Source organism: Pantoea sp. Lij88 (genome assembly GCF_030062155.1).
Taxonomy (GTDB): domain Bacteria; phylum Pseudomonadota; class Gammaproteobacteria; order Enterobacterales; family Enterobacteriaceae; genus Pantoea.
Genome location: NZ_CP118267.1, coordinates 446,281 through 461,920 on the forward strand (window position 1 = coordinate 446,281; position 15,640 = coordinate 461,920).

A 15,640-nucleotide genomic window follows, 5' to 3' on the forward strand; every position below is an offset into this window, starting at 1 on the left:
ATGCCGGTTTAAATCACTTCGACCAGCTGGAACGTCTCGAAAATCAGCTCCATTTCGCTGTGAAAATAGCCTTCACGTTCGAAGTAGCGCTGATGTTCCTGCCGCCAGTGGTCGAGGCTGAGATCGCCTTCTCCCTCCAGCATCGCCATCTCGGGCGTCACGCGGTCAAAGCGCGTCAGGAATAACCCGGTGGTCCGGATTACGCAAACGGGCTTTTTTTCACCATTCAGAACAATGCTGTAACCGCCCGGCTGCGGCAGTACTTCCTGCTCCTGCCAGCTGCGTAACGAACCGCAGGTAGCCACCTTCTTTCCGGCAATAACCAGCGTTGCAAGCTCGCTGGCTAATGCCGGGGAGTCACCAAATGCATCTGCGAATGCACCCGGATATTTGTCCTGTATCTGTTCAAGCGTCATCGTCATCCGCAAATCCTCAATCAAATAAACGCCTGGCCGGCATAACTGCAGGCCAGCGGCGCCATTAAGATGATGTAGCAGCGGTGTAAATGCTGCTGATAGCGGTACAGCTTACCCGGCCTGCTCCCCGGAAAACAGGCTTAATTATCAGGATATTGAGTTCGCCTGTGTGACGGATCGCAAAGGTGAGGCAGAGTCTGGCGCGGCCCATTGCAGCCGCGCACAACACTAACCCGTCAGAACGCTGGACCAGCGCTCAATATCATCACCGCTGCTGAGCTCCGGCTGCACCAGACCGTTAACCATAAAGGTCGGTGAAACATGGATACCGTTCTGGCGGGCATATTTACAGTGCCATTTAATGGCGGTCTGCAGATCAGGCTGATCGAACGCGGCGCTGGCATCCACGCCGCTGTACGCTTTCAGACGGTTCAGAATCTGGTTTGGCGTGGCATCGCGATTCGGGCCGGTACAGTGATCGGTGAACTCAAACTCTTCACGATGATCGGCCACCGCCTGCATCACTTTCTTTGCCGCCTCTTTACTTTCACAGGCAGCGGCAAGGATATAGCGCACAATCAGCCCGGAATAGAGGTGCCACGGCTGGGACTGCAGGCGGATTTTCACTGTGATCTTCTCTTCCCCGGCGTGCGCCAGTAACGCGTCTAATTTATTGAAAGTGCGTACCGAAAAAGGGCAGGTGGGTTCCAGAAAGACTTCAAAGATCGAAGGGCCGTGGCCCCAGACCAGTGTATCTGCTTGCTGACTCATCAATAACTCCTTAAAGATAAACGGAACGGGAAGGATGTTTACCCTGGCAAATCCTCATCACTTCAGCCAGTTAAGAATGAACCGTAATTGTTACAAAAATCAGCAATCAGCCGCTGAGCCGCGCGTAACAGGCGACAGGCAGGGCCATTAGTCGTTAGAATTATCGGCTTTGGCAGTCTCTACAGCTGGCCCTGCATCGCCGCTGAAGAGCAGCTATAGTTATCAGCAGAGTTTGCTCTCCTGTTTTACGAAGCCATTTCTGCTACTTCCCTGCTGCCTGTCTGCCCGGAGCCGATAAGCGTTAGAAGAGGTTAATTTTGCATACCGATCTTACCTGGAAAACCCTCCATCGCGTCATCAACCAGACGATCTCTGGCATGCTGGATGAGCAACAGACCATTAATGTGTTGTCACTGCGCGCCCGGCTGCATGAACTGGCTGAACAGGAGGAGGACGAGGTTATGGTGCTCTGTTACTGGCAGGCGAGCAAAATTCTGATGCGATTACCCACCACCGTGACAGCCAGTCAGTTAATGGTTGCTGCACGCCACGCTTTTCGCACCCCGATGGATCACGATCTGCTTTAAGTTACGCTGCCGACCGGTCCACCTGTCATCGCTTACGGACAATCTCACCAGCTGGCTGTCTGATCATCACGGATGAACGTTGCGGGCTATTATCAGCCCCGACTTTTGCACCATTTTCCCTTCATCGAAAAAATATATTCTCATTCCGGAATCTATAAACAGGTAAAGTAAAAATAAATCAATTCCAATGTGAATAAATCACTTCATGCGTGAAGCTAACAGGCTTTTAGTCCTTTTCTTAAATTACCAAAACCTGATGCAGAACATGGAAAACGCGCAGTGTCTTATTTGGGTATAAAACGACGGGGCCTGTTTAGCTTTTATATAGTTATGCGGATTTAGTATGGCGCCAACATAATAAACCCCGGTTTGTTATGCTGGCGCATTTATAAGAATGCATATCTATCCATCAGGTGGCTAATTCCAGCCACTTTGCATGTGTTGAAAAGAGACAGGTTTAATGAATATCAAAAAACGTATTCTGCCAGTGGCGCTGGCTGGCCTTATGATTTCCGGAACAGCATTAGCCGCAGCGACTGACGGCCCATCCCCTATTAATCCTAATCCGGGTACGTCAGCAGGAACCCAGGGTGCCGGTGGCGAAGTGAAATTTACCGGTGAAATTACCGATGTTTCCTGCAACGTCTCTACCGCCAGTAAAAATCAGACGGTGGATTTAGGTAAGTGGGCAAAATCATATTTTGAAAGCCGCACTGAAACCACGGAAACGCCATTCACTATTTCTGTCAAAGACTGCCCGACATCGGTTAAGGCCGTGGCTGTCCTGTTCGATGGCGATAAAGATAGCAGTGACAATACGCTGCTGAAAGTCGCCAGCGGCGGTGCAACCGGCGTGGGCATTAAGCTCTATGAATCTGACCGTCATACGCCGGTTTCGATTGGTGCCATCTCTAAAGCGGTCAACGTTGTTGCGGCCACTGAAGGCGGTTCAGCCGACCTGAATTTCTTCGCCAGCTATAAAAGTGACGGTGCTGAAATTAGTGTTGGCAAGGCCAACTCAGTGTCTAACTTTGTGATGGTTTATAACTGATTCAAAGCAAGGGCAACTCTGCTTCCCTTTCAAATATCAACGGCGTAAATGACAATGTTTAAGTTAATAAAACTTATTTCGCTTTTCTCTGCGTGTATGCTGAGCATGGCTGCTCATGCGGGTGTTGTGATGGGAGGGACGCGTATTATTTTTGTAGAAGGAAAAAAGGAGGCGACCCTTTCAGTCACCAATCAGGATAAAAATATTCCCTATCTGATTGAATCCTGGCTAGAGAATTTTAATGCAGATAACCACAGTCGCGTGCCTTTTATTGTCACGCCACCGCTGTTCCGTCTTGATGCAGGAAAAGAGAATCTGTTAAGGATTAATTATCTGGGGATACCGCTGCCGAAAGATCGGGAATCGGTATTCTGGCTGAATGTGAAATCTATTTCACCCACCCCGCGCGATAAAAGTAATCAGCTGCAGGTCAATATTAAATCAAAATTCAAACTCTTTTACCGGCCTGAAGGACTGGCGGGGGATCCTGCTGAGGCCTGGCAACAACTCTCGTTCCGCCATGAAGACAATAAGCTGATCGCGCATAACCCAACGCCTTACTTTGTCTCATTTTATTCGCTCAGCGTGAGTCATCACGACATCAAAGATCCTGGCATGATTGGCCCAGGCGAAGATCGCCAGTGGAACGTCGCGGAGTCTGGCGCAGTGACCTGGTCGGCCATTAATGATTATGGCGGCATCACTGAACAACGTACGCGCTAGTCATTAATTTTGATTTGAATCCGGGATATCAAAAGTGAAAGTCACTCAGCACGCTCAAATGGGAAAGACCAGGCGCGTGAAACCGTTTTATGCCTCTCCCTGGCTGGCTGGCGTTCCGGGTCTGATGCTGATTCTGTTCTGCCCGCTACGCGGCGCGCGCGCGGATGACTACTTTAATCCGGCGGCGCTGGAGTTTTCATCCGACCAGCATAACGCCGCCGATCTCCACTATTTTGCCCGTGAGGGCGGCCAGCAACCCGGCACTTATCCTGTCACGCTGTTGCTCAATAACAGAGTCATCGATAGCCGGGATGTCACTTTTGTGCAGGGCAAAAACGGGCTGGTTCCGCAACTGACGGTGGCAGATCTGTCAGGGATGGGGGTAAACGTAGAAGGTTTCTCTGCGTTCAGCCATCTGAAGAAAGATGAGGCGGTTGATGAGCTGGGTGATTTCATCCCCGATGCCTCGACCGACTTTGATTTTGCGCATCAGCAGTTGAACCTCTCAATCCCCCAGATCGCCCTGAAGATGAAAGATCGCGGTTATGTCGATCCTGCGAGCTGGGATGAGGGCGTCTCTGCCGCTTTTGTGAACTACAACCTTACCGGAAGCAGCAGCCGGACTGAGAGCCAGCGCTGGAACGCGACGCTGCTCAGCCTGCGCAGCGGGGCCAATTTTGGTGCATGGCGGCTGCGTAACATCGCCACCTGGCGCTACGATCTGGTCAGCCACTGGCAATCCCAGACGACGTATCTGGAGCGCGATCTTAAGACACTGAAAAGTCAGTTTCGGGTAGGGGATACCTACACCTCCGGAGACGTTTTTGACAGCGTGCAGTTTCGCGGTGTGCAGATCATGTCTGATGACACCATGCTGCCCGAAAGTCAGCGCGGCTTTGCGCCGGTGATCCACGGCATCGCCCATAGCAACGCCCGTGTGACGGTGAGTCAGCATGGCTATGTGATTTATGAAACCGTGGTCGCGCCGGGTGCATTCGAAATCAAAGATCTCTATCCCACGGCGCAGAGTGGTGACCTCGACATCACCATTAATGAAAGCGATGGCTCGGTGCGCACCTTCACCCAGCCTTACTCTGCGGTGCCTTATATGCTGCGGCAGGGACATCTGAAATACAGCCTCAGTGGCGGTCGTTATCACTATTCCGGCAGCAATAATCTGCGTTCGCCTGAGTTTGTGCAATCCACCCTGTTTTATGGATTGCCGCATGACTTTACCGCCTTTGGTGGCGCACAGCTTGCGCAGAACTATCACGCTGTGGCGGTGGGCCTGGGTAAAAGCCTGGGCGATTTTGGCTCGCTGGGGACCGATGTCACCGTGGCCAGAACCCGTTTGCCACAGGGCCAGAGCAGCCGTGGTCAGTCCGTGCGCGCGCAGTATCAAAAAAATTTCGCCTCAACCCAAACCACCTTCAGCATGGCAAGCTATCGCTACTCTTCCAGCGGCTTCTATGCCTTCAGCGAAGCGAATGCGATGACCCGCCAGGCAGGCTATGTGGCTAACAAACGCAGCCGCTCGGAGATTTCGATCTCTCAGGGGATCGGTGACTATGGCAGCCTCAGCGCCTCTGCCTATGTGCAGCGCTACTGGCGATCAAATAGTGAAGATCGCACTCTGCATCTCGGTTTCTACAGCAATGTCAAAGGCATTTCATGGGGCGTGGCCGGGTTTTACACCGACTCGACCCGCGCACGTAAAGCTGACCGCGCGGTCTCGTTCAATGTCTCCATCCCCCTCAGCGCATTCCTGTCAGACAGCGCCGTCAGCTACAGCATGAATGCCAGCAATGATGGGGATGTCTCGCAGCAGGTCAGCCTGTCGGGCAGTGCGTTGCAGAACAACAACCTGCATTACAACCTGCAGCAGGGCCACGACAGCCAGGGACAGAATGTGAACAGCAACGGCTCGCTGGACTATCGCGGCAGTCGCGGCAGCGTCAGTGCCGGAGTCAGTCACGATCGGCACAGCAGCGAGTTTAACTATGGTCTGTCGGGCGGCATCGTCGCGCATGCAAACGGCATTACGCTGAGCCAGCCTCTGGGCGACACATTCGCCATCGTTCGGGTGCCGGATACGGCAGATGTGGGGATTCAGAGCAGCAGTAATGTGGTCACCGATGGTCGTGGCTATGCCATTGTGCCTTCACTCTCGCCTTACCATGAAAATGCGATTGAACTGGAAACGGAAACGCTGCCCGACAACGTTGATGTCGAACTGGATGGACAAACGGCTATCCCAACACGTGGAGCGATTGTGATGGCCGACTACGCGACTCACGTGGGGAATCGGGTGCTGTTCACGCTGACCTGGCAGGACGCCTTCCCGCCTTTTGGCGCGACGGGGAAAATTGCACTCGCTGCAGAAGATAAAAATAGCAGCACCAGCGGCATCGTCGCTGAAAAAGGCGAACTCTATCTGAGCGGTGTGCCCGCTGAGGGCGTCATTGAGGTGATGTGGCAGGAAGAGGGGGTGCAGAAAAGCTGTCGAGCGCCATTCCGCCTGTCCGCCGCCAGCGGCACCAATCCGGTCAGACTGGTTCCGGCGGTTTGCCAGTCATCCACAGGAATTTAAGATGAAATCAGCTCAGCATTTAATGAAAGGTACCCTGCTGGTTCTCCCGGCTCTTGTCTCTTTGCCCGCACTGGCGCAGGAGTCCTGTCAGGGTGTCAGCCAGGTGGTGGTACAGGTGCATAACGTCAACTATGTGCCGGGTGCAGCCGATGGCACACCTATTTCGGCGCAGATGCCACTGCAAAGTACCAATGCCTTTACCTGTAACAAGAACAGCGGCGAGCAGGGCTATAACTACAAAGACATGGGATTTCAGATTAACGCGGAAGAGTCCGGGTTACAGACGACTATTGCAGGCGGACACAATACGCCGATATACCGTGTTCCGGGTGTCGACAGCATCGGTTTCGCTATCGGTTTCAAAGAGCCGTCTTATTGTGGCGGTGCCTTCTCTGATACCACCGGCAAGGGCAAAATCAGTTCAGTCTGTAACGCTCAGACCAGCCCGCAGTTTAACTCTGCGAATGTCATCACCCTTCAGTCCTACGTGGTGTTCTATAAAATCCCCGGTCAGCGATCGCCGCTGAATCCTGGCGATCAGCCGGCCAGCGTGGGTGAGGCTAACATTGGCAATGCCAGCTTAAACGTGGGGGACAGCGCCGCCAGCAGCCAGCCCATCAATGACAAGCCGCTGATTTTCCTCTCCAGCTTTACCGTGCAGTATGGCAGCTGTGCTGTAGTTACCTCGCAGTCCGCCATTAATGTCGATATGGGTAAAGTGAGTAAGGCCGAGTTTACCGGCATCGGCAGCCGGGCGGGAAGCCAGAAGGGCTTTCAGATTCAGGTGATGTGCGAGCACAGCGCGGCGGTGAAAGTCGGTTTCTTCGGTATGGCGACCCAGAGCGATAAAGATGCCATCAGCCTGACGCCGCAGAGTAATTCTGCTTCCGGCGTAGGCATCGCCCTGACCTATGGGCCCGGCCTGCAGGTTCCGGAAGGGCAGCGGGTGCCGCTGAATGTCTCAACCGACCAGTTGCCGGTGCTGACCACCGTCTCCACACCCAATCAGGCGGCGTCGATGGCGTTTAACGCGCAATATATTCAGACAGACGGCCAGGTGATGGCGGGGAAAGCAGACAGCACCGTCACCTTTAATCTGGTCTATAACTAACGGATCTGTGCATCACCGGGGCAAGCCAGGTGATGCACGCTCAGGCTGATAAAAACACGCTCAGCCTCATCTCCTGCAGCAATCGTCAAAACCCGGCAACCCCGACCCACGGTTTCTTCTAATCTCTGTTAAAATTATCCCTCTGCGCCACTTTGCAGGATGCATGCTCGGGAGAAACTATGTTGTGGATTTGGAATGCCCTGATTGTTCTGGTCACCGTTATTGGTATGGAGATAACGGCTGCACTGGCGCACAAATATATTATGCATGGCTGGGGGTGGGGCTGGCATCTGTCACATCATGAACCGCATAAAGGCTGGTTTGAGGTTAACGACCTCTATGCTGTCGTCTTCGCCTGCCTGTCGATTTTGCTTATTTATCTGGGCAGCACTGGTGTCTGGCCATTGCAGTGGATCGGCGCAGGGATGACGCTCTACGGCCTGCTCTATTTTATTGTCCATGACGGCCTGGTCCATCAGCGCTGGCCATTCCGCTATGTTCCGCGCCGGGGTTATCTGCGCCGACTCTACATGGCGCACCGCATGCATCATGCGGTACGCGGGAAAGAGGATTGTGTGTCGTTTGGTTTCCTTTATGCGCCGCCGCTGTCAAAACTGCAGGCGACGCTGCGGGAACGTCACGGTGTCAAACGGGGCGCTGCCAGAGGGAAGCCGGGCGTGGAGCATGACGCGCCATCCGGGAAGTAACCGCCTGACCTGATGCCGCTACCAGCATAGCCAGTTTCTCAGGCGTGCTGGTGGACTGGCGTTTATCCCACGCCTGTGAACCCGCCTGAACCACCTTCATTCCAATCTTACGATAGACCTGCCTTGCCGTCGCAATCGCCCACGCTGAGCGCAGCGGTAAACCTGGCAGGCCTGCCAATGCCGAATGGTAATAAGGCTCTGCCGTTTCCACCAGCCGACGGGCAACGCGGCTGAGCGCCTGCCGATTTTGCGGCGCGGCCAGCGTCTCCCGCGTCAGTCCCTCTTCAGCCAGCCACTCTGCGGGCAGATAACACCGCCCCGCTTCAGCATCCTCAACGATATCACGCGCAATATTGGTCAGCTGAAACGCCAGGCCGAGATCGCAGGCGCGATCCAGCGTGGCGTTGTCGCGCACGCCCATAATCTGCGCCATCATCAGACCCACCACGCCCGCTACGTGATAGCAATAGCGCAGCGTATCATCCAGCGTCTGATAGCGGGTCTCCTGCACATCCATCGCAAAGCCTGCCAGATGATCAAAGGCGTAGGCGGGCAGAATGTCGTGCGCCATTGCCACCTCCTGAAAGGCCGCAAAGGCGGGTTCATGCATCTGCGAACCGGCATAGGCCTGACGGGTTTTCATCTCCAGCTGCGCCAGGCGCTGTTCGGCAGATTGCAGCGACGGGGTCTCGTTGCTGAAGCCCAGTACCTGATCGTCGATCACATCGTCACAGTGACGACACCAGGAGTAGAGCATCAGCACACTGCGCCGGGTTTTGGCATCAAAAAGCTTCGATGCGGTGGCAAAACTTTTCGAACCCACTTCCATAGTTTCTACAGCATGATCGAGCAGTGACGGACTATTCAAGCCAGATCCTCCAGCATCAATCCTGCGGTGGCTTTAGCCGAACCAATCACGCCGGGAATACCCGCACCCGGATGGGTGCCAGCCCCGACCAGGTACAGGTTATTGATATTCTTATCGCGGTTGTGAGGCCGGAACCAGGCGCTCTGCGTCAGGATCGGCTCCACCGAGAATGCCGAACCCTGATATGCGTTCAGCTCATCGCGGAAATCAAACGGCGTGAAGATGCGGTGCGTCACCAGCTGACTGCGCAGGCCCGGCATGTAGTGCTGTTCCAGATAGTCGAAGATGCGATCGCGCAGGCGCGGACCCTCAACGGCCCAGTCAATATCGGCAGTGCCAAGGTGCGGCACGGGAGCCAGCACGTAATAACTGCCGCAGCCTTCGGGTGCCAGGGAGGGATCGGTCACGCAGGGCGCATGCAGATAGAGTGAGAAGTCTTCTGCCAGGGCGTCTTTGTTAAAGATCTCATCAATCAATTCGCGGTAGCGCGGACCGAAGCAGACCGTGTGGTGCGCCAGCTGATCGTGATGGTGATTCAGGCCGAAATAGATCACGAACAGCGAATTGCTCATGCGCTTGTTCTGCAGGGATTTCCCCTGTGCCATCGAGGCCGGATGCTGGCTCAGCAGATCGCGATAGGTGTGAACCACATCCGCATTGGAGGCAACCGCGCGGGTCGGGAATACCCGGCCATCTTCCAGATGCACGGCGGTGATTTTATTTTCCAGCGTCTCCAGCCGGGCAACGCTGGCATTCAGCTCCACTTCGCCGCCCAGATCCTCGAACAGTTTCACCATGCCCTGCACCAGCGCGCCGGTGCCACCGCGGGGGAACCAGACACCCCATTCGCGTTCCAGCGCATGAATCAGGGTATAGATAGATGAGGTGGCAAACGGGTTTCCGCCCACCAGCAGCGAGTGGAAAGAGAAGGCCTGACGAAGATGCTCATCTTCAATGTAGCTGGCCACTTTGCTGTAGACACTGCGCCACGCCTGCAGTTTCGCCAGTTGCGGTGCGGCACGCAGCATGTCGCGGAACGACAGAAACGGCACGGTGCCGAGCTTCAGATAACCCTCCGCAAACACCGCGCGCGAATAATCCAGGAAGCGACGATAGCCTTCAACGTCACGCGGATTAAACGCAGCAATCTGCGCTTCCAGCGCGGGCTGATCGTTGTCATAACTGAACACCTTGCCGGACTCCCAGCAGAGGCGATAAAACGGCTTGACCGGCATCAGCTCGACATAGTCAGAGAGCTTTTTGCCCGCCAGGGTGAACAGCTCTTCAATGGCGCTGGGATCGGTGATTACCGTCGGGCCGGCATCAAAGGTGTAGCCCTGATCTTCGTAGACATATGCCCGGCCGCCCGGCTTGTCACGCTGCTCCAGCAGACGGGTGGGAATGCCTGACGCCTGAAGGCGAATGGCCAGAGCCAGACCACCAAAGCCTGCGCCAATTACTGTGGTTCTATTCATTGCATCGCCTGTTGACGGTGAGGGGTCATAATAGCCTGTAATGCCGCCAGTACGGGAACCGGTGGCTTGCCGCTCAGGATACGCAGCCGATCAGGCAAAGTGAGTTTTCCCGCATAAAAACGGGCGATCAGACCTTCGGGAAGGCCGTAAAAACGTTGCATCACCTGCCAGCGCTGATCCGCCGGACCGGCCAGAAACAGCATCCGGTTCAGCATGCGAAAGAAGCGCTGCTGCTGCCAGGTCTGTGAAGCAAATTGCGCAATGGTGGCGTGCAGAGTCTCAGAGGTAAACGTCTGCATCTGCGCCAGCCGATCAGCCAGCGCGACCGCCAGCGGCAGTGAGTAACCGGTGGTGGGATGGAATAGCCCGGCACGCAGACCGCTGCAGGGTAAATCGCGTTTCTGCCAGAAAGCGGCAATGTCGCCAGTCAGCGTAATCGGCAATGCGCCCTGTTCTTCGCGCAGCAGCCGGTTTAATTGCCAGCCCTGCTGCGCGGCATAGTCACGGATATTCTGACGGGCGCACTCGCCCTCCAGCGTGGCGTTATCAATATAGTGAGTATCTTCAATCAGCAGCGTATCGGCTGAAAAGGGCAGGCTGTAGACAAAGCGATAGCCTGCCTGCTGATCCACCGTCGCGTCCATAATGATCGGTGCGGTCAGACCGTGTGGCGCACTGAGCTGCCACTCCTGCCCGACAAAAGCCTGAAAGCCCATCCGCAGCGCGGCATCGGGCTGATAGCCCCGGCCATCGATGACCGCGTCTGTTTCCAGTACCCGTCCATCCTCCAGCGTGACTGAGCGTGAAGCGATGCTCGCCACCCTGGTGTTCAGCAGCAGATCCGGTGCAAACCGGTCGCGGATAACCTGCGCGAAACGTTCTGCGGTTACGCAGAAATAGCCACTTTGCAGGGAACGGTTTCGTTGCGGAAAGCGCACCTCGTAACCGGGCCAGTGGTGAACCACCAGCGGAGCAACCCAGTGATGCTGCGTTTCAGTGAGATCTTCCGCATGAAACGACCAGGTGTGATGCGCGCCCGGCTCACTTTCGGCATCAATCAGCAGAATGCGCAGGGCGGGCCGCTGCTGACGCAGTCGCAGAGCAATCAGCCCGTTCGCCAGCCCGGCACCCACCAGAATCAGATCATACTGCGGCATAATCTCTCCTGGTGATGACCGGTTTGCGGGTCAGCATCGCCTGTTCGACGATGTCCGCCGCCAGCGTGGTGCCGCCCGCCTGACGAAGGGCGGTGCGCACTGTTTTCATCTGCTGACCATAGCTTTCATCGGCCAGTAAGGTCTGAAGCTGACGGGCCATGGCGTGGCTGGTGGTGAAGCGTGACGCGCGTCGTCCGATTCCGTGCCAGACCACTCTGGTCGCGACGCCCGGCTGGTCAAAGGCCAGCGGGATCGCCAGCAGCGGCGTCAGATGGTTAACCGCATCCAGCACCGTATTCATCCCGCCGTGGGTGATCGCCAGATCGGCCTGCGCCAGTGCAGCAGGCTGATCGGCAAAATCGACCACCTGAACATGGCTGGCCTGCGCCAGTTTCTCCGCCTGGAACGGTGTCAGGCGACCGCAATGCGCGAGCAATAACTGCGCGTCAATTTCCTGACAGGCACGGACGATGGTTTTAAACAGGCCGTAGCGATGTCCCTGCAGCGTGCCGAGCGAGGCAAAAATGCGCGGCCGGTCGCCATGCGGGAAATAGCGTGGTGATGACGCAACGGGTGAGGATTCCGCTGCGCGCAGCGGCCCAACCGAATGGAAATGATCGGGCAGCGCCTGGCGGGGAAAATCCAGCTCTGGGATCAGCTGGCTGATCTGTGCCAGCGGTGAAAAACAGTGATGCAGCTTTTCGCGTGGCGCTAAACCCATCGCATGGGCGTGACGGGCGATTACCCGATCGTGACGCCGCATCAGCCAGTCATAGATTTTCTCACTGGTACGATAACGATCGCGCGCCTGATCGCTGTTGCCATAGTCAAACGGCATGACGGCCAGCGGGAAATCCGCCTCCCGGTTAAGCGGCAGCGCGCAGGCGACCGAAACAAAAGGCAGGTTCAGCGACTCTGCGGCTAAGGCACCGGCAGGCTCCATCTGATCGACGATCACCCCATCGATCGCCAGAGTGTTCAGCACCACCGGCAGTTCACGACAGAGCATATCGGTGCTGCGGGCCATCTCATTAATCAGTTTCAGCATCGACGGACCAAGAGGATGCGCGGCCAGCTGCAGGGTATGCGCCAGACTGCCCGCCGGATGGGAGGCTAAGCCCAGCGGGAAAAAGCCGATCCGCTTATCGGTGAGAAGCGCGCTGACATCCGTCTGCTGGATAAACGTAATCTGGTGTCCGCGAGCGAGTAAGGCCTGGCTAAGATGCTGAAGCGCCTGCACATGGCTGTAGAAGGGCGGTGCAATGACCGCGAAGTGGCTCATGCAGCATCCTTAACTGACGGCAGCGAGTTTTTTCTCAAACCAGGCCTGAACAAAATGATGAGTAGCATAACCGTCCTGGCAGGCCGAGAGCAGATGCTCACTGGCGCAGCGCAGGTGATCGCGCAGTCGTGTTTCAACCGCCTGTGGCCCGAGCAGATTGACCAGCGTCGATTTCCCATCATCCTGATGGGCATCTTTGCCGGTATCGGCCATGCCGTCGGTGAGATCGTCCAGCAGCTGGAAAGCCTGACCGAGATTCAGCGAAAACCGGTGCAGCTGTTCGCGCGCCTCTCCCGGGGCTTCCGCCACGATAGAGGCCATCTGCATAGAGGCGCAGAACAGGGTGCTGGTTTTAAAGTGGTTGGTCATCAGAATGGCATCGGCGCTGCGTGGCTTGTCGCCTTCTGAGAGATCTTTGAATTGCCCCTGCACCAGTCCCTGCATGCCGACAGCGTGCGATAGCTCCGCGACTGCGTCTGCTCTGGCGGCGGCTGATAAGCCTTCTGCCATTGCGACCACGCCAAACGCCTTACTCAGCAGGGCCACTGCGGCCAGTATCGCCACATGTTCGCCATACTGGCAGTGAATGGTCGGACGTCCGCGCCGCAGCTGCGCATCATCCATGCAGGGCATGTCATCCAGAATCAGGGAGGCGGCATGCACCATCTCCACCGCGCAGGCGAGGTCAAGCAGCCCGGCAGGGGTGGCGTTGCAGCCCAGATCGCGCGCCGCCAGCAGCAGGAGCAGCGGACGAATACGCTTTCCCGGTGCCAGCGCACCGTCGCGCATTGCCGCGCCAACCAGGTCACGTTCACTTTCAACCGGTAAAAGCTGATCAAGCCGTTGCTCAATGTCGTTTAACAGCCTGGCTGCATCGCTGTATATGAAACTGACGTGTTGTTCTGCACAGACCGTCATCATGGCTGTCCTTATCTACAGAGGAAGTCACAGCAGGTCGAAATGATTCGATGCCATCTTCAATAATCGTCCCCGACTGCCACAGCATAGTTGGCAGGTTTTCAAAGAACGGCGGGTAGTTCCATTACAACTAAGCGTAGTCCACAGTGTTAAAAATGTCGGCAAATTCAGCAGCCTTCCGCATTTTGCAGCGGGCCATTCTGCCTGAATCAGCCGAGTAATGCGCGCAGCGCTTTCATCACGCCGGCGACATCCTCGTCAGATAATGCGCCATCTTTAGCGAAGCGCACAATCCCTTCCGGATCAATGACCACAACGGACGCGCTTTCCGGCTGAAGATGCCAGCTGTGAGCCGTGACACCACTGCTGTCGATAATGAATTGCTGCCAGGGTGCCGCTTTTTTACTGGAGGCGATACTGCGCACCACAAAAATGGCACTGCCAGGCAGGGCATCGTCCGTATTGACGATGGTAGTGGTCTGAAACCGGTCGCGCGGCAGACTGGCCTGCTGAATGGCCTTGATTAAGGGTTCGCTCTGGTCTTTAGCAGAAAGCCGGCCCGCTACATGAATCACCAGTCGCACTTTTCCGGTCAGTGTCTGACTGTTCCAGCGCTGATAATTTATATCGCCCTGATTGAGGATCATTTCGCCTTTATCGGCAACATAGACGGGCGGGACAGGCTGGCCTGTGGTCAGCGTGTGAGCAGTAGCAAAACCGGAAAACAGCAGGGCAATCATCAATCCATAATGGCGCACGGGTTCCTCACTTCTTTCTCAGTTTGCGTCAGGCGAGGCGAGCTTTCTCATCAGCAGGCAGAAGATTAGTACCACATCTATGTTTCAGATCAATAAAAGCATTTAAGAACTGGACTGACAATACAGGAGAGGATTTGTTTACATGAGGTGTGAAATGACTACAGCACTGATGACGTTACCTGAGTTTGCCCGCTATATCGGGATCGCCACGCCAACACTCGCACGCGCCTTTTGCTGCCGGGGATCGCTGGCGGGCGTGCCGCTGCCACAGGCGCTGGACGATGCACCGCTGACACAGCGCCACTGGCTGCGCGACGATGTCCGTCAGTTTGACCATGCCTATAAACGGGTTCAGGCGATGCAGCAACGTAATGCAGGTTAGCCCTGTTGCTCAGGATAAAGCGCGGGAATGTTCCCGCGCTTTTTTATACAGCATTATCGGGCTTGACCAGGAAGCAGACCAGATTGGCATCCCGATCGCCCACGATTTCAATGCTGGAATCCAGCCCGCTGACGGCATCTCCGCGACCGAGCCGGTGATCGCCGACGCGAATAATCCCTTCAAGTACGGTGAGGTAAGCAACAAAACCCGGCATCGACGGCACGTCGAGCGTATGGTTACGCTCCAGCAGCGTGTCGAAGATATACACGTCCTGGCGCAGTTCCAGCGGGGCGTCAGACTCTTCCGGCCCGGCCAGTTCTGTCCAGCCATTGGTCATAATGCCCTGATCGCGCTCCAGCACCTGAGTCATTGCCTCACCGCCCGGCTGTGAAGGCCGGATAACAGCCTGCAACAGCTCCGCTTCATACAACGGCACTGACTCTTCGTACTGAACGCCATCACCCGCATTCACCACCATCACCCGCTTTGCGGAAAGCTGGGTACGCTCGCCGTTGCTGTCCTGATGCTGCATCGACCCGCGCCACAGGTAAGTGAAAACGTCTTCATCCTGATGCTGCTGCATCGGGATACGGGCATCCAGTTTTAGTGACATCAGGTCAACGCTTAGCAGCGGGCTTAACGCCTCACCGGGCCGCTGACGACGGACGGTAAAAGGACCGTATTCAAACAGTTGTTCAGGATTCGCTCGCACAATGTTCATGATTAGCTCTTAAATAAAGTGACTGATAACAACGATCATAGACCTCAGGCGGAGAATGAGAAGCCGGGAGATTTGCCCGGCTTCATCAGTTATTTTGATTAAAGCGCTGTCTGGTGTGCTGGT

16 protein-coding genes are annotated in these 15,640 nt (G+C 55.8%); 7 read left to right on the top strand and 9 right to left on the bottom strand.

Going from position 1 to position 15,640, the window contains the following annotated elements; genetic code table 11:
• Positions 1–8 precede the first annotated feature (8 nt).
• Entirely contained in the window at positions 9–422 is a 414-nt protein-coding gene (locus PU624_RS02365; protein WP_283544693.1) for an ASCH domain-containing protein, read from the bottom strand.
• A 222-nt stretch (positions 423–644) separates the two neighbouring features.
• The gene (locus PU624_RS02370; RefSeq protein ID WP_283544694.1) at positions 645–1,187 is read right to left on the bottom strand and encodes a DsbA family protein; all 543 of its coding nucleotides are present in this window, start codon (positions 1,185–1,187) and stop codon (positions 645–647) included.
• 317 nt (positions 1,188–1,504) lie between these two features.
• Between PU624_RS02370 and PU624_RS02375 the strand changes: the two genes are divergently transcribed.
• The 6 genes from PU624_RS02375 to PU624_RS02400 all read left to right on the top strand — a co-directional run bounded on the left by PU624_RS02375 (position 1,505) and on the right by PU624_RS02400 (position 7,956).
• Positions 1,505–1,774 (top strand): hypothetical protein, encoded by a 270-nt coding sequence (locus PU624_RS02375; RefSeq protein WP_283544695.1) that lies wholly within the window; start codon positions 1,505–1,507, stop codon positions 1,772–1,774.
• A gap of 460 nt (positions 1,775–2,234) precedes the next feature.
• Positions 2,235–2,825, top strand: a complete 591-nt coding sequence (locus tag PU624_RS02380) for a fimbrial protein (RefSeq protein ID WP_283544696.1) — start codon at positions 2,235–2,237, stop codon at positions 2,823–2,825.
• Between the two features lie 54 nt (positions 2,826–2,879).
• On the top strand, positions 2,880–3,548 hold the full coding sequence (locus PU624_RS02385) for a fimbrial biogenesis chaperone (protein ID WP_283544697.1): 669 nt from the start codon (positions 2,880–2,882) through the stop codon (positions 3,546–3,548).
• Positions 3,549–3,606: 58 nt separating this feature from the next.
• A complete protein-coding gene (locus PU624_RS02390) occupies positions 3,607–6,138 on the top strand; it encodes a fimbria/pilus outer membrane usher protein (protein ID WP_502921554.1) in 2,532 nt (843 codons plus the stop codon).
• Position 6,139: 1 nt separating this feature from the next.
• Positions 6,140–7,249 carry a fimbrial protein gene (locus tag PU624_RS02395; RefSeq protein WP_283544699.1) on the top strand — a complete coding sequence of 370 codons (1,110 nt, stop codon included), beginning with the start codon at positions 6,140–6,142 and terminating at the stop codon, positions 7,247–7,249.
• A gap of 179 nt (positions 7,250–7,428) precedes the next feature.
• Positions 7,429–7,956: a sterol desaturase family protein gene (locus tag PU624_RS02400; protein ID WP_283544700.1), complete on the top strand. Its 528-nt coding sequence runs from the start codon at positions 7,429–7,431 to the stop codon at positions 7,954–7,956.
• Here PU624_RS02400 and crtB read toward each other — a convergent pair.
• The 6 genes from crtB to PU624_RS02430 form a co-directional block, all read right to left on the bottom strand.
• The gene (gene crtB / locus PU624_RS02405) at positions 7,895–8,824 is read right to left on the bottom strand and encodes a 15-cis-phytoene synthase CrtB (RefSeq protein ID WP_283544701.1); all 930 of its coding nucleotides are present in this window, start codon (positions 8,822–8,824) and stop codon (positions 7,895–7,897) included. The genes PU624_RS02400 and crtB overlap by 62 nt on opposite strands.
• Positions 8,821–10,299 (bottom strand): phytoene desaturase, encoded by a 1,479-nt coding sequence (locus PU624_RS02410; RefSeq protein ID WP_283544702.1) that lies wholly within the window; start codon positions 10,297–10,299, stop codon positions 8,821–8,823. The genes crtB and PU624_RS02410 overlap by 4 nt, the downstream gene beginning before the upstream one ends.
• Entirely contained in the window at positions 10,296–11,456 is a 1,161-nt protein-coding gene (gene crtY / locus PU624_RS02415) for a lycopene beta-cyclase CrtY (protein WP_283544703.1), read from the bottom strand. The genes PU624_RS02410 and crtY overlap by 4 nt, the downstream gene beginning before the upstream one ends.
• Positions 11,443–12,738: a glycosyltransferase gene (locus tag PU624_RS02420; protein WP_283544704.1), complete on the bottom strand. Its 1,296-nt coding sequence runs from the start codon at positions 12,736–12,738 to the stop codon at positions 11,443–11,445. The genes crtY and PU624_RS02420 overlap by 14 nt, the downstream gene beginning before the upstream one ends.
• Before the next feature lie 9 nt (positions 12,739–12,747).
• On the bottom strand, positions 12,748–13,656 hold the full coding sequence (locus tag PU624_RS02425; RefSeq protein WP_283545154.1) for a polyprenyl synthetase family protein: 909 nt from the start codon (positions 13,654–13,656) through the stop codon (positions 12,748–12,750).
• Positions 13,657–13,865: 209 nt separating this feature from the next.
• Positions 13,866–14,396, bottom strand: coding sequence for a YtfJ family protein (locus tag PU624_RS02430; protein ID WP_283545155.1), 531 nt, complete (start codon positions 14,394–14,396; stop codon positions 13,866–13,868).
• A gap of 172 nt (positions 14,397–14,568) precedes the next feature.
• On the opposite strand from PU624_RS02430, the gene PU624_RS02435 reads away from it, so the two are divergent.
• A complete protein-coding gene (locus PU624_RS02435; RefSeq protein ID WP_283544705.1) occupies positions 14,569–14,796 on the top strand; it encodes a hypothetical protein in 228 nt (75 codons plus the stop codon).
• A 43-nt stretch (positions 14,797–14,839) separates the two neighbouring features.
• On the opposite strand, the gene PU624_RS02440 is transcribed toward PU624_RS02435, so the two are convergent.
• A complete protein-coding gene (locus PU624_RS02440) occupies positions 14,840–15,517 on the bottom strand; it encodes a pirin family protein (protein WP_283544706.1) in 678 nt (225 codons plus the stop codon).
• Positions 15,518–15,640 lie beyond the last annotated feature (123 nt).

What these genes read in the sequence shown, in the direction of transcription:
- PU624_RS02440 (WP_283544706.1), bottom strand. Translation starts at nt 15,517, where the DNA reads ATGAACATTGTGCGAGCGAATCCTGAACAACTGTTTGAATACGGTCCT.
- PU624_RS02430 (WP_283545155.1), bottom strand. Translation starts at nt 14,396, where the DNA reads ATGATTGCCCTGCTGTTTTCCGGTTTTGCTACTGCTCACACGCTGACC.
- PU624_RS02380 (WP_283544696.1), top strand. Translation starts at nt 2,235, where the DNA reads ATGAATATCAAAAAACGTATTCTGCCAGTGGCGCTGGCTGGCCTTATG.
- PU624_RS02420 (WP_283544704.1), bottom strand. Translation starts at nt 12,738, where the DNA reads ATGAGCCACTTCGCGGTCATTGCACCGCCCTTCTACAGCCATGTGCAG.
- PU624_RS02435 (WP_283544705.1), top strand. Translation starts at nt 14,569, where the DNA reads ATGACTACAGCACTGATGACGTTACCTGAGTTTGCCCGCTATATCGGG.
- PU624_RS02385 (WP_283544697.1), top strand. Translation starts at nt 2,880, where the DNA reads ATGTTTAAGTTAATAAAACTTATTTCGCTTTTCTCTGCGTGTATGCTG.
- PU624_RS02400 (WP_283544700.1), top strand. Translation starts at nt 7,429, where the DNA reads ATGTTGTGGATTTGGAATGCCCTGATTGTTCTGGTCACCGTTATTGGT.
- crtY (WP_283544703.1), bottom strand. Translation starts at nt 11,456, where the DNA reads ATGCCGCAGTATGATCTGATTCTGGTGGGTGCCGGGCTGGCGAACGGG.
- PU624_RS02395 (WP_283544699.1), top strand. Translation starts at nt 6,140, where the DNA reads ATGAAATCAGCTCAGCATTTAATGAAAGGTACCCTGCTGGTTCTCCCG.
- PU624_RS02390 (WP_502921554.1), top strand. Translation starts at nt 3,607, where the DNA reads ATGGGAAAGACCAGGCGCGTGAAACCGTTTTATGCCTCTCCCTGGCTG.
- PU624_RS02425 (WP_283545154.1), bottom strand. Translation starts at nt 13,656, where the DNA reads ATGACGGTCTGTGCAGAACAACACGTCAGTTTCATATACAGCGATGCA.
- PU624_RS02410 (WP_283544702.1), bottom strand. Translation starts at nt 10,299, where the DNA reads ATGAATAGAACCACAGTAATTGGCGCAGGCTTTGGTGGTCTGGCTCTG.
- PU624_RS02370 (WP_283544694.1), bottom strand. Translation starts at nt 1,187, where the DNA reads ATGAGTCAGCAAGCAGATACACTGGTCTGGGGCCACGGCCCTTCGATC.
- PU624_RS02365 (WP_283544693.1), bottom strand. Translation starts at nt 422, where the DNA reads ATGACGATGACGCTTGAACAGATACAGGACAAATATCCGGGTGCATTC.